The following is a 13,031-nucleotide window of genomic DNA, read 5'->3' as shown; positions in this document are numbered from 1 at the left end:
ACGGGCATTTTTTGCACAAGCGGCTTGTGCGGAAGATGCCTGTTTCATTTGCGTTTTTCTTCTAGTGAACCTTCCTTTCTGCTTATGCAAGATTAGGTAAGCGTTTTCTTTTGCCCGAAAATGATGGTAGAATGGCGTTGATTCCCGTGACCCGCAGCAGCCAAGGAGACTGAACTTATAACGTAAGGCGGAGGAAAAGCGATGAAGATGACGACATTTCGGAAAATGATAGCTTTAATTATTGCGCTGCTTATCCCGATTATTTTGCTTTACGGCTATTCGAACCAAGTGAGCGTAGATGTGGTGCAGACGACGATCAAGGAGCAGAATCTTAACCGTCTCGGTTTTTTTATGAGCCAGCTCGACATGATGGTAGATCAGCTAGTGAAGCATTCCACCTCGGCAAGCCGCGACTACAGCATACGGGAGTATGTGGAGGGCCGGGGAAAAAATGATGAGCTTGTCCAGCTCCAGCGCCACTTGCGACTTGTGGATATGCTGAATATGCAAACGACGACGAGTGCTTGGACGAACCAAATTATTTTATATTTGCGCGACACCAAGGAGCTGATTTCGACGGATTATTCCGCCCATTATGACGAGCAGAAGCTTGAAGCCAGAGACATGGGCAAATGGGTTCATGAATATGCGACAACGTTCGGCATTAAGGAAATGCTGTTCAGCCGCATGCAGCAGTCGGACATGCCGAATTTGTATGTGGAGGTACGGTTCACCGATGCCAATTTAAAAAATATGCTCAATTCGCTCCAGCAGGATGAGGCGCGCGAGCCTTTTCTTTATCATCCCGGCGAAGCGCCGATCATGGGCTTTAACGGCAACTACCGGCTCGTTACGCAGGCGATGGAGCAGCTGGAAAGCTTGCAGCTCGCGGGCAGCGGCAGTCTCAATCTAGAAATTAACCGCCAACAATATATTGTAAATTATATCCAATCATCAAGCCTCGGCTGGTATTTGGTCGATGTTGTGCCGCTTGCCAGCGTATTCGCACCGATTAATACTAGCCGCAATCTGTTTTATATCTCGATAGCACTGCTAATGGCGCTCGGCGTTTTGTCTACCCTGCTGCTGTACCGCAATGTCCAGCGCCCGATTGTGCTGCTGGTGCGGGGAGTGCAGCGCATCAAGGACGGGCAATTTTCCACCCGCCTGAAGCAGCGTCCTAACAATGAGTTTGAGTTTCTGTTCAGCAGCTTTAATGAGATGGCGGAGCAGATTCAGGAGCTGATCGACAAGGTGTACATGGAGACGCTGCGCTCCAAGGAAGCGACGCTGAAGCAGCTCCAATCGCAGATCAATCCGCATTTTTTATACAACTGTCTATTTTATATTAAAAATATGGCGAATCTCGGCGATAAGGAGGCAGTCGTGGCGATGTCGCTGAATTTAGGCGAATACTATCGCTACACGACGCGGATGGAAAACAGCATGACGACGGTGCGCGAGGAGCTTAAGCTGGTGGAAAACTATTTGATTATTCAGCAGCTTCGTATCCAGCGTCTGCACTATGAAATAGATATTCCTGAGGAGATGATGGATTTGCCCATTCCACGGCTGCTCATTCAGCCTATTGTGGAAAATTCAGTCGTCCACGGAATTGAAAGCCAGCTGCAATTTGGCATTGTCCATATTAAAGGGCTGCGCCAGAACGGCTTGAACCGGCTCATCGTCGATGATAATGGCAGCGGCATGACGAAGGAGGAGATGGTCAAGCTGCGAATGTCGCTCGCTGTCCCGTTGGATGAGCACACCGGGTGCGGCCTATGGAATACGCATCAACGGCTAACACAGCTATATGGCGGGCTTTCAGGCTTGCAGTTCTCCGCTTCGCCTTCACCGCTGGATGGCTTTCGTACGGAAATCATTTGGGAGGATAAGGAGGAAGCGTGATGGAGGAGCAGTTGGCATTTAGACTATTGCTTGTGGACGATGAGGCGAGCGTGGTGGACAGCCTTGCCGATACGCTTCCATGGGAGCAAATTGGCATCGGCGCTGTGTTCAAAGCTTATTCCGGCATAGAGGCGCTGGAAATTTTAAATACGAATACGATCGATATTCTAATTACGGACATCCGGATGCCGGGCATCAGCGGATTGGAGCTGCTCCAGCAGGTGCGCAGGAGCTGGAAGCGGATTAAATGCATTTTATTATCTGGGCATGCCGAGTTTGCTTATGCGCAGCAGGCTATTGCCCATGAAACGTATGACTATTTATTAAAGCCGATTAGTGACGAGCACATTTTAGAAAAGGTGAGCGGGGCGGTTCAGGCATTAAAAAAGGAGCTGGACGAGAAGAGCTTCCATCAGCGCGTAGCAAGGGCCTTTCAAGAGAATTTGCCGAAGCTTCAGGGCGAGCTCTTGAATGAATTGCTTGAGGGACGCAAATATTCAGCGGAGCGGCTGCCCGAAAAGCTGGAATCGCTCAAAATTCCGGTTGCCATGGGACAACGCTTTGCGCTGATGCTCGTACGGCTTGAGGGCAAGCTGTCGGAGATGGATTTCTATAGCCTGTCCCTGATGGAATATGCTGTGAGCAATATGGCGGAGGAGCTGTTTGAGGAGCGTTTTCGTCTCTGGACATGTAAAACCATTCACGGCTACTTGGTGGGCATTGTTACGGAAATGCCAGAAAGCGCTGGCGGACCGCCTATGGCGGAAAAGCAAGGGGAGGGTGAAGAGCCGCCGTACGGTTCATCAGAGGAGGGCAAAGCTCTGGATGAGGAGCTCCAGCTCAAAGCCTCGCAGCTTCAGCTCAGCGTTAATCATTATTTGAGTGGAGAGGTATCCGTGCTCGTCAGCCAGTGGGGGTTGTTCCCGCATGATGTCAGGCAGCGGTATGAGGATGTTTTGCTGGCGCTGCGACGGCAGATTGGCAGCCAAAGCGGGCTGTTTATCCATGTCGCCAGCGATATCGCCCGCCAGCTGCCGGTTCATTCGCTTCAGCGGCTGTACGAGCCGCCGATGCTCATTCATTTGATGGAATCGGGCAGCTGGGAAGTGGCCGAGCAGAAGCTTGGCGGCATCTGGAGCGAGCTGAATCAAGGCTGGCCGGATTCGCCGGAGCATCTGATGGAAGTGTTTTTTTCCATCTATGCCTCTTTCAGCTCCTTCGCGCACAAAAACGGGCGTGAATTGGCGGAGATGATCGGCCCCGGCTTATCGGATATGAGCGGGCTGCTGCCATGCCGCTCCATTACGGCGTTGAAAAGCTGGCTAGACGAAGCATTCCGGCTGCTGCGGCAAAGCATGGAGAACGATACGAGAAATGACCGTGAAATAACGGTAGGCAAAATCCGCAGCTACATTGAGAAAAATCTCGTCACCGATGTGACGCTGCAAGCGATCGCCGATTATCTGTTTATGCATCCGGTTCATGTGTCGCGGATTTTTAAGCTGGCGACGGGCGAAAATGTGAGTGACTATGTGCTGCGGCTCAAGATGGAGCTGGCGGCATCCATGCTGGCCAATCCAGCCCTGAAAAGCTATGAAGTCGCGCTCCAGCTAGGCTATCAGAACCCGAATTATTTCAATAAGGTGTTCAAAAAATATTATTCCCTGACCCCCCAGGAGTACCGGCAAAAGCTGGAGGGCGGCAAGGAACTGAAATAGAGAAGGGCCATAACAGCGGCGCCGCAATCCGAGCGATGGAGCGGTGCTGTTTTTTTGTACTATTTTTCACCGGAAAAAGGCGGTAGTGGAATTGTGTTAATTTTGTATCATTCGATTAAATTGTTGTCATATTATCTTTTAACTATTCGAATTAAGATAGGGACAGAAGCATGAAAGCGCTTCAACTCAGATGATGCTGTACGTGAAAAAAAGCGAAACGGGAGGTCAGCATTTCTATGAAAAACGGAGTGAAAAAAGCAGTAGCAGTTTCTTTGTTGACAGTTGCCGTGGCAGGCTGCGGGAATGCAGGCAATGAGGGAACGGCGAACAATGGCGGGGCGAACGCGCAGGCGGGCAGCGGCGAGAAGCCAACGCTTACCTTTTGGATGAAGAAGCAGCTGTTTGATGATCAAAACACGTTAATTACAGAGCGTGCGAAGCAATTTGGAGAAGAAAACAATGTGAACGTAAATGTGGAGCTGATTGCCTACGAGGATTTTTATCCGAAGTGGACGGCGGCGATTGAATCCAAATCGGTGCCGGATGTATCCTTTTTCGGTTATCAGGAAATTGGGCAATTTTACGGTAAAGATGTTTTGGAGGATGTAAGCGATGTGGTGGCCAGCCTGCAAGGCAAAAGCGCCATTAATGAAAATACGAAAAAAGCGATAACGTTCAGCGGCAAGCAATATGGTGTGCCGTTTTGGACCGAGACGCAGGTGCTTTACTACCGCAAAGATTTGCTTGCCAATGCAGGCTACACAGAGCCTCCAAAAACATGGGACGAGCTTAGGGAAATGGGCAAAAAGCTGACAGATACGAGCAAAGGCCTATATGGCATCGGCATGGGCTACGGCAAAGGCAACTCCGACGCTGAGTTTCTAACTCGCGGCATTATTTGGTCCTACGGTGGATCTGTCGATACGCAGGATGGCAAAATGGTCATTGCGGATTCGCCGGAAACGGTGCAGGCCGCTTCGTTTATCCGCGATATTTTCTTAACGGATAAAAGCACGCCGCCAAGCGCAATCGGCTGGGATGATGCGGGCAACAATAAAGCTTATTTGAGCGGACAAGCAGCGATGATTTTTAACACGGGCAGCGTGCTCGCGACGATTAAGAAGGATAACCCGGACTTGTATGAAAAAACAGGCATCGCGCCTTATCCGGCAGGCCCTAAAGGTACTTTTATTCCGGGCATCAGCAACAATCTCGGCATTTTCAAAGATTCGAAAAACAAGGATTTGGCTAAAAAATTCATTTCCTACATGCTGGATAAAGACTGGTATAAGTCATGGATTGAGAAGGGTGCTCCATTGACGGCTCCCGTATATGACGAGCTGGCGAAGGAAGCGGTATGGCAAGGCGAGAAAAACAAAGCATTTGTCGAATCCGTTGCTGGCTTTAATTTCCTCGGCTATCCTGGCGAGTACAATGCGAAGGCGGGGGAAGTGTTCAATCTTCGCATTCTCAACGATACGTTCCAGAAGCTGCTGCTTGAAACGAGCTACACGCCGGAAGCGGCCATCACAGATATGCAGGCTAAAATTCAAGAGGTTTACAGCAAATAAGCTTTTGTAAAGTAAGCTGTTATTAATTCGGCGAAGGATGGCCAGAGCGTCTGGCCCTCCAATGCCTTTAAGTAAGGCGGGATGAGGCTTGAATACAAACCAAAACAATAAACTGGCTTATTTCCTCATGAGCCCGGTATTGATTTATCTGCTTGCGGTTATGGTGCTGCCATTTGGCTGGGCGCTTTATCTAAGCTTTACGAATAAAGTCGTAGGAGCGGATGCGGTTTTTATCGGGCTCGGCAATTATTTAGAGCTGCTGCAGGATTCGGCATTCTGGAAAGCGACGTGGAATACTGTTGTTTTTACCGGCGTAGCCGTGTTGTTCAAAACGGTATTTGGCATGATTATGGCGCTTGTGCTTAATGAAAAGATCATATTCCGCAATACGTTCCGTGTCCTCTTATTTTTACCTTGGACGATCCCGACTATCGTATCGGTGTTTACCTGGCAGTGGATTTACTCCGATGTTGGCGGAGTGCTGAACTTTCTGCTATTGAAAGTCCATCTGATCGATCAACCGCTTGGCTGGCTGGCAAGGCCGGACCTTGCGATGTTCTCGGTCATTCTGGTTAACGTATGGCGGGGCATCCCCTTCATGGGCATTGCCATTCTTGCTGGCCTTCAGACCGTGTCGAAGGAAATGTATGAAGCGGCTATGCTGGACGGGGCCGGTGCGGTCAAGCGTTTCTGGCATATGACGCTGCCTTCCGTGAAGGAAGTTACGATACTCGCTGCAGTGATGACTACGATATGGACCTTGAACGATTTCGAAATTATTTGGCTGCTGACGCGCGGAGGGCCTGCCAATGCGACACAGGTGCTGTCTACGCTGAGCTATACGATCGGGTTTTTGAATATGAGCCTTGGAAAAGCGATCGCCATCGCCATTATGACGATGCCGCCGTTGATTCTGCTGATCAACTACGTGACGAAGCGCTCGCTATCATCCAGAGATTAGGTGATAAAGGATGGAAAATAAATCAATCGGCAAACAGGTTCTCGTCTATGGAGCTTTAGCCTTTTTACTAATCTTTGCGTTGTTCCCGCTGTATTGGATGCTGAATACGTCCTTCAAGTCGCAGGGGGAAATCTACAATATGACGCCGTCCTTCTGGCCGCAAGTTTTCAGCTGGTCTGCTTATGAGAAGCTGCTGACGGAGAAGGGCTTTTTATCAAATATTAAAAATAGCCTTTACGTATCGCTGATCGTTTCTTTTCTGTCGATTTTGTTCAGCATGCTGGCTGCCTATGCGATTTCCAAGTTGCAGTTCAAGGGCCGCGGCTTTATATCCAGAGGAATCTTGTACGCCTACTTGATGCCGCGCGCGGTGCTGTTCATTCCGCTTTATATGCTGGTGAATGCGATTGGACTTAGCAATTCGGTTTATGGTCTCATGCTTATATACCCGACCATTACGATTCCATATGCCACTTGGATGCTCGTTTCCTATTTTAAATCAATTCCGGGAGAGATTGAGGAAGCAGCGATGATCGACGGCTGCAGCCGGGCACGTACGATGTGGAGCGTTATTTTTCCGCTAGCTGCTCCTGGGCTTGCTGCAACCTTCATCTTTGCCTTCACGCTTTGCTGGAGCGAATATTTATATGCCCTCGTCATCGTAACGAAAACGAGCGACAAGACGATTACGCTTGGCCTGTCGGATATGATCGTTGGCGACGTATTCGCTTGGGGGCCGCTGATGGGCGGCTCGATTATCGCTTCTATTCCAGTCATTATTATGTATTTGTTTACATCAAAATATATGGTTAGCGGGATGACCGTTGGAGGAGTCAAATAATGAGCACAAAGCATAAAGTTCTAGTGACGGCGACGAACTATTCGCTGCTATGCGCCGATGCGAAGCGAATGCTGGAGGAGGCAGGCTGCGAAATTATCGAGAACCAGCTTGGCCGTCCCCATACGTTTGAAGAGCTTGCTCCGCTTGTCGCGGATATCGACGGGGTCGTAGCCGGCGTAGATACATGGGATGAGGCGATTTTTAAGCTGGCGCCAAAGCTGAAGGGCATTGCCCGCTTCGGCGTTGGCGTCGACAATATTGATCTGGCGAAGGCGAAGGAATACGGCGTCAAGGTGGCGAATGTACCGGGAGGCAACGCCAATGCGGTAGCGGAGCTGACGATTGGCCTGATATTGTCGATGCTGCGCAATATCCCGACGCTTGAGCGTTCGGCACGACGCGGCTATTGGGACCGCACCGTCGGCATGGAGCTGGCGGATCGCACAGTCGGGCTGCTGGGCTTTGGCAATATTGCCCAGATGGTAGCGAAGAAGCTGCAGGGCTTTGATGTAGAGATCATCGCCTACGACAAATATCCGAATGAAGAGAAGGCGAAGGCGCTCGGGGTCAAGCTTGTCTCCTCCGATGAAGTGCTCGCCCAGAGCGACGTCGTCAGCATGCATCTGCCCAGTCTGAAGGAAACGTATCATATGATGAGCGATGAGCAATTTGGCCGGATGAAGCCAGCAGCCTATTTCGTCAATACGGCTCGGGGCGCGCTCGTCGATGAGCGGGCATTGTACAGCGCTTTGAAAAAGGGCAGCATCGCCGGAGCGGCAATCGATGTGTACGAGCAGGAGCCGGTAGCGGCGGACAATGTGCTTTTTGAGCTGGACAAGCTGATTGCAACGCCCCATACCGCAGCGGAAACGACAGAGACGTATTACCGGGTTGGCCTAGACACGGCGCAGGCGCTGCTGGATATTTTTGCAGGCAAGGACCCTGTTCATTTGCTTCGTTAACTTACAGCCTTAACTAAACCATAAATAGAAAGAGGGATTGGCACGATGAAACGTTTGTACGGTGTAACGACGGCGATGGTGACGCCTTTCACTAAAGAAGGACAGGTTGATTTGGCGAAGGTAGAAGCGCTGACCGAATTTTTGATTTCCAAAGGCATACACTGCCTGTTCCCGCTGGGGACGACAGGAGAGATGGTGCGGCTGTCGGTTGACGAGCGCCAAGCGGTTGCGGAGACGGTCGTGAAAACAGCGGCTGGAAGAGTTACCGTATTTATTCATGCAGGTGCGGCAACGCAGAATGATACGATTTTGCTGGCGCAGCATGCCCATCAAATTGGGGCTGACGGTGTTGGTGTAGTCACGCCGTTTTTCCTTGGCGCGAACGACGCGGAGCTGGAGCAATATTATGTGACGGTAGCGTCCAGTCTGCCCGCTGATTTCCCCGTCTATTTGTACAATATCCCGCAATGCGCAGCCAATGATCTCAAAACGGATGTTGCGCAGAGAGTAGCAGAGCGCTGCGGCAACGTAGTCGGCGTTAAATACAGCTATCCGGATTTTCTGCGCACGAATGAATACCTGTCCATAAAAGGCGGCGATTTCTCCGTAATGCAGGGAGCTGACCGTTTGTTCCTTCCGGCGCTCGCTATGGGCTGTGACGGTGTGATTTCCGGGGTGTCGTGCGTATATCCGGAGCCGTTTGTGGCGGTATACAACGCCTACCAGGCGAAAGATTTGGATAAGGCCCGCGAATGGCAGCGCATCGCGATTCAATATTGCGAGGTGCTGAGAAGCGGTGCCAATATGTCCTTTTTCAAGGAAGCACTCAAGCTTCGCGGCATAGATGCCGGCTTTATGCGAGCGCCGCAGCTTGATCTTAGCGCTGGGGAAGTGGAGGCGCTCAAGCAGCAGCTGGATGCGCTGCCGCAGATGACCTAGTGATGTCATAGATATTTTTGAAAGCCTATTAATAACAAGCAGCGCCCCTTCTTCATTTAGGAGGGGCGCTGCTTGTTAGGGTGTGTATGCAAACCAGAATCCGTATACTCATACATACGTACGTAGTGCTTATCCGAAGCCGATCTCATCTAACGGCTCAAGGCAAAAGCTTAAGGAATCTCAGCGTGCGAGTGTTGCAGGGCAGGGACCATACAGCTTGGGAAACGCTGTCTCTTTTTCTGAAGGACTGAGGTTCCGCTATTTTGGCTTTTGAAATGATTTGAGGTCGTACGCGGACAGGAGATCCGTTATTGCCTTGATTTTCCCATCAAAATAACGTTGGAAAGCACGTTAACGTCTCCTGAGTCCGGTTCCTCTGCCATAACCCGTGATTCGGCTGAAATAGCGGCTGCTGAGTCCGCCAAAAGCCCATCCACGAAGTTGACTCTCGGTACGCAGACTCCAAGAAATAAGCTAGACGCCGGAATAGGCCATAAAGCCGCCATCGACCGGCACGACAATGCCGGTGACGAAGCCGGACATTTGCTCATCCGCCAGCCAGAGCAGCGTGCCGAGCAAATCCTGCGGCGAGCCGAAGCGGCGCATTGGCGTGTGGGAGATGATTTTGCCTGCTCGCGCCGTATGGGAGCCGTCTTCATTCAGCAGCAGCCGTTCGTTTTGCTGGGTCAGGAAGAAGCCCGGAGCAATTGCATTTACGCGAATGCCGGCATCAGCCAAATGGACAGCAAGCCACTGCGTGAAATTGTTAATCGCCGCTTTGGCTGCACTGTAAGCCGGAACCTTCGTCATTGGCGACGGTGCGCTCATCGACGAAATATTAATGACGGCTGCACCAGCCCTGCCGAGCATGTGCTTGGAAAAAGCCTGCGTCGGAATAAGGCTGCCGACGAAGTTCAAATCCAGCACATTACGGAAGCCGTCCACATTCAAGTCGAAGAACGAGGTGACGTCAGGATTGTCCAAATCCTCCGGCTGGAACGTCTCATTCGTCGTATTGGCGCTCGGATGGTTGCCTCCCGCACCATTGATAAGCAGGTCGCAAGGACCAAGCTGGGCAAGCACTGTTTCGGCAGCGGCAGCAACGCTTTGTTGATTGGTGACATCGCAGGCGACAGCAATTGCTTGGCCGCCCGCCGCATTAATATCCGATGCAACCTGCTCGCCTTTCTCTAGTGTGCGGTTAAGCACGGCGATTTTCGCTCCTTGCCGTCCAAGCTCCAGCGCCATTGCACGGCATAATACGCCTGCGCCGCCTGTAATGACGACGACTTTGCCCTCGATGGAGGTATGCTTCGGTAAATTTACCGTTTCAGTCACTTTGCAGCAGCTCCTTCCGCAGCAGCCGCTTTCTGATACGCATCCCATAGGCCCCAAAGGTACATAATGCCGAGTGCGCGGTCATACAAGCCGTAGCCCGGGCGGCACTCCTCGCCCCAAATGTGGCGGCCGTGATCCGGTCGGCAGTAGCCTTCGTATTGCTCCTCATGGTAGGCCTTAACAACACCGGCGATATCGACCGTGCCATCTTGTGTGCGGTGCGACGATTCAATGAAATCGCCATTCTCATAGACGCGCACATTGCGAATATGCGTGAACGGAATACGATCGGCAAACTCATGAATCATCGACACGATATCATTTTCCGGGTTGGCGCCCAGCGAGCCGCTGCATAAAGTGAGACCATTATAAGGGCTGTCGTGCAGCTGAAGGTAACGGCGAATATTATCTTGCCCGGTAATAATGCGCGGCAGGCCAAAAATCGGCCAAGGCGGATCATCCGGGTGAATGGCCATTCTAATGTCATGCTCAGCAGCAAACGGAATAATTTCATCGAGGAAATATTTCGCATTTGCCCATAGATGCTCTTGCGTAACCCCTTGGTAGGCCTCAAACAGCTGGGTCAAATATTGCAGCCGCTCCGGCTCCCAGCCCGGCATCGTCAGCTTCGAATTTTCGTTGATGCGTTTGACGAGATCGAAGGGATCAACATTATCAATCATCGCTTTTTCATAAAAAAGCGCCGTCGAGCCGTCCTCCATCTCCTTATGAAGATCGGTACGCAGCCAATCGAAAATCGGCATGAAGTTGTAGCAAATGACTTTGACGCCGACCTGCGCAAGCTTGGCAATCGTCTTCTTGTAGTTGTCGATGTACAAATCACGGCTTGGCAGGCCGAGCTTAATGTCCTCATGAACATTGACGCTTTCCACGACCTTGATGTGCAGGCCGGCTTTGTCCGCTGCTTCTTTGATCTTCATAATTTTGTCCATCGGCCATTCATCGCCAGCAGGAACGTCATGCAGCGCCCAGACGATGCCTTCCGTGCCGGGAATTTGTCTGATTTGGTCAAGGCTGACGGTGTCATTGCCTTCGCCAAACCAACGAAATACCATTTTCATAGTGCCTTTCGCCTCCGATTATTTGAAGTAGGTAGGGAACTTCTCTTTCAATAGCGCCTGATCGGCAATCGTCAGGTTCAAATGCTCCTTCATCAGCCGTTCGGCAAGCTGGGTATCGCTGCTTTCAATCGCCTGCGCCATTTGCAGATGCTGCTCGTACAAATGCTCCCAATGGTGATCGGCAGCGAGACGCAGCATGCGGCTGCGGTTGAGATGGACGTTGATTTGCTGGATGACGGCCCAAGTGTTGCTCTTGCGGCAGCCTTCAAACAGCGTGCGGTGAAAAGCTTCGTCCAGCTCAAACATCGTTTTGTAGTCTTGGCTTTCTACGCAAGCCCGTTGCAAGGCGAGATTGTGACGCATCGCCGTCAGCCGCTGCGCAGGGAAGCTGATGCAGGCGAGGCGGATAACCGCAGTCTCCAACTGCTCGCGCATAAAACGGGCTTCCTCGACCAGCTCCAAATCAATGAGCGACACATCGGTACCGCGCTGCGGAAAAATTTCGAGCAGCCCTTCCTGCGCCAGCCGAACAAAGCTTTCCCGAACGGGGGTGCGGCTGACGCCAAGCTTTACGGAAATTTCCTTCTCCGAAATGCTCGTACCGGGCGGCAGCTCCAAGCTCAAAATCTGCTCCTTCAGCGTCAAATAAATCGCATCCCGCGTCGATACGGCAGTGGGCTTTATCGTAAAATCCATCGTTCACCTCCTCAGTAGGCAAGCTCTTTTTTTAGGTTGAAATTTATGTTTTCAAAATATAGGAAAGTATATAATTATGCCATCCTTTCTCTATATTTCTCGGAATGAAACGCACTGCCCCGCCAAAGGACGGCGACAGCCGTTTCACCTTGCTATACTACCATACTTGTATGGTAGTTTGGAAGCGGAAACATTTTTGGTGAAAAAGATTCCCTTCGGGCATCCCCATCATCCGCCTGCCTAACGCAAAACAAGCCTTGTCCCAGCAGTTGAACGCTGAACGAGGCTTGTTTCTATGCTATAGTGTTTGCTTATGAGCCTTTAACTGACAATTAAGAAACGATTTTGTCCGCATTGGAATCAATAAAGCCATAGACTGCAATATTCAGAAAAGGGATGTCTTATAGGAAAGAAAGATGGCAGCAGTCCCTTTCACGAAAGTTTTTAATCCATGGAATCAGTAAATTATAAGGGGTTTAAAATAATTACTTCATTATAGTGAGGTATTGTGAACGGTAGTTTGAATGTTATTTTTAAATAAAAATGAAAAAGGGAATATTTTTTTGAAAAAACACTTGCAATCTTCTAGGCACCCGTGATATATTATATGAGTCGCCGCTGAGACATACGGCAGACACGAACGAAACGCAAGCAAGAGAAATTGTTCTTTGAAAACTGAACAACGAGTGAAACTGCCACATTAACTTAGTTAATGTAAAGCGATACAAAAAAGTAATGAGCAAGTCAAACACCTAAATGGAGAGTTTGATCCTGGCTCAGGACGAACGCTGGCGGCGTGCCTAATACATGCAAGTCACCTAAATGGAGAGTTTGATCCTGGCTCAGGACGAACGCTGGCGGCGTGCCTAATACATGCAAGTCGAGCGGACTTGATGGAGTGCTTGCACTCCTGATAGTTAGCGGCGGACGGGTGAGTAACACGTAGGTAACCTGCCCGTAAGACTGGGATAACATTCGGAAACGAATGCTAATACCGGATACACAACTTGGTCGC

10 protein-coding genes and 1 rRNA gene are annotated in these 13,031 nt (G+C 50.6%); 8 read left to right on the top strand and 3 right to left on the bottom strand.

Features of this window, described 5'->3' with window-relative positions; genetic code table 11:
• The first annotated feature begins 201 nt into the window (after positions 1-201).
• The 7 genes from ASF12_RS17680 to ASF12_RS17650 all read left to right on the top strand — a co-directional run bounded on the left by ASF12_RS17680 (position 202) and on the right by ASF12_RS17650 (position 8,900).
• On the top strand, positions 202-1,908 hold the full coding sequence (locus tag ASF12_RS17680; protein WP_056037306.1) for a sensor histidine kinase: 1,707 nt from the start codon (positions 202-204) through the stop codon (positions 1,906-1,908).
• Positions 1,908-3,626 (top strand): response regulator, encoded by a 1,719-nt coding sequence (locus ASF12_RS17675; RefSeq protein ID WP_056037304.1) that lies wholly within the window; start codon positions 1,908-1,910, stop codon positions 3,624-3,626. The genes ASF12_RS17680 and ASF12_RS17675 overlap by 1 nt, the downstream gene beginning before the upstream one ends.
• A 236-nt stretch (positions 3,627-3,862) precedes the next feature.
• Complete coding sequence (locus ASF12_RS17670; RefSeq protein ID WP_056037302.1) at positions 3,863-5,197, top strand: ABC transporter substrate-binding protein; 1,335 nt, start codon at positions 3,863-3,865, stop codon at positions 5,195-5,197.
• Positions 5,198-5,285: 88 nt separating this feature from the next.
• Positions 5,286-6,158, top strand: a complete 873-nt coding sequence (locus ASF12_RS17665) for a carbohydrate ABC transporter permease (protein WP_056037300.1) — start codon at positions 5,286-5,288, stop codon at positions 6,156-6,158.
• A gap of 10 nt (positions 6,159-6,168) precedes the next feature.
• The gene (locus tag ASF12_RS17660; RefSeq protein WP_056037297.1) at positions 6,169-6,999 is read left to right on the top strand and encodes a carbohydrate ABC transporter permease; all 831 of its coding nucleotides are present in this window, start codon (positions 6,169-6,171) and stop codon (positions 6,997-6,999) included.
• Entirely contained in the window at positions 6,999-7,961 is a 963-nt protein-coding gene (locus ASF12_RS17655) for a phosphoglycerate dehydrogenase (protein WP_056037294.1), read from the top strand. Before ASF12_RS17660 ends, ASF12_RS17655 begins: the two co-directional genes overlap by 1 nt.
• A gap of 45 nt (positions 7,962-8,006) precedes the next feature.
• Positions 8,007-8,900, top strand: coding sequence for a dihydrodipicolinate synthase family protein (locus ASF12_RS17650; RefSeq protein ID WP_056037290.1), 894 nt, complete (start codon positions 8,007-8,009; stop codon positions 8,898-8,900).
• Between the two features lie 474 nt (positions 8,901-9,374).
• On the opposite strand, the gene ASF12_RS17645 is transcribed toward ASF12_RS17650, so the two are convergent.
• Genes ASF12_RS17645 through ASF12_RS17635 form a run of 3 tightly spaced genes read right to left on the bottom strand, consistent with a single transcriptional unit; the run spans position 9,375 to position 12,016 of the window.
• Complete coding sequence (locus tag ASF12_RS17645) at positions 9,375-10,286, bottom strand: SDR family oxidoreductase (protein WP_081418884.1); 912 nt, start codon at positions 10,284-10,286, stop codon at positions 9,375-9,377.
• Positions 10,235-11,320 (bottom strand): mannonate dehydratase, encoded by a 1,086-nt coding sequence (gene uxuA, locus ASF12_RS17640; RefSeq protein WP_056037284.1) that lies wholly within the window; start codon positions 11,318-11,320, stop codon positions 10,235-10,237. The genes ASF12_RS17645 and uxuA overlap by 52 nt, the downstream gene beginning before the upstream one ends.
• Positions 11,321-11,338: 18 nt before the next feature.
• Positions 11,339-12,016, bottom strand: a complete 678-nt coding sequence (locus tag ASF12_RS17635) for a GntR family transcriptional regulator (RefSeq protein ID WP_056037280.1) — start codon at positions 12,014-12,016, stop codon at positions 11,339-11,341.
• 819 nt (positions 12,017-12,835) lie between these two features.
• Between ASF12_RS17635 and ASF12_RS17630 the strand changes: the two genes are divergently transcribed.
• A 16S ribosomal RNA gene (locus ASF12_RS17630) occupies positions 12,836-13,031 on the top strand; the annotation flags it as partial.

It is taken from the genome of Paenibacillus sp. Leaf72 (genome assembly GCF_001422685.1).
Taxonomy (GTDB): Bacteria; Bacillota; Bacilli; order Paenibacillales; family Paenibacillaceae; genus Pristimantibacillus.
Note: the sequence above shows the minus strand (reverse complement) of the source record. Positions and strands in the feature narration are given on the sequence as shown.

Bases quoted from the DNA above. Each gene is read 5' to 3' on its own strand.
- ASF12_RS17680 (WP_056037306.1), top strand. From the start codon at position 202: ATGAAGATGACGACATTTCGGAAAATGATAGCTTTAATTATTGCGCTG.
- ASF12_RS17675 (WP_056037304.1), top strand. From the start codon at position 1,908: ATGGAGGAGCAGTTGGCATTTAGACTATTGCTTGTGGACGATGAGGCG.
- ASF12_RS17670 (WP_056037302.1), top strand. From the start codon at position 3,863: ATGAAAAACGGAGTGAAAAAAGCAGTAGCAGTTTCTTTGTTGACAGTT.
- ASF12_RS17660 (WP_056037297.1), top strand. From the start codon at position 6,169: ATGGAAAATAAATCAATCGGCAAACAGGTTCTCGTCTATGGAGCTTTA.
- ASF12_RS17655 (WP_056037294.1), top strand. From the start codon at position 6,999: ATGAGCACAAAGCATAAAGTTCTAGTGACGGCGACGAACTATTCGCTG.
- ASF12_RS17650 (WP_056037290.1), top strand. From the start codon at position 8,007: ATGAAACGTTTGTACGGTGTAACGACGGCGATGGTGACGCCTTTCACT.
- ASF12_RS17645 (WP_081418884.1), bottom strand. From the start codon at position 10,286: ATGGGATGCGTATCAGAAAGCGGCTGCTGCGGAAGGAGCTGCTGCAAA.
- uxuA (WP_056037284.1), bottom strand. From the start codon at position 11,320: ATGAAAATGGTATTTCGTTGGTTTGGCGAAGGCAATGACACCGTCAGC.
- ASF12_RS17635 (WP_056037280.1), bottom strand. From the start codon at position 12,016: ATGGATTTTACGATAAAGCCCACTGCCGTATCGACGCGGGATGCGATT.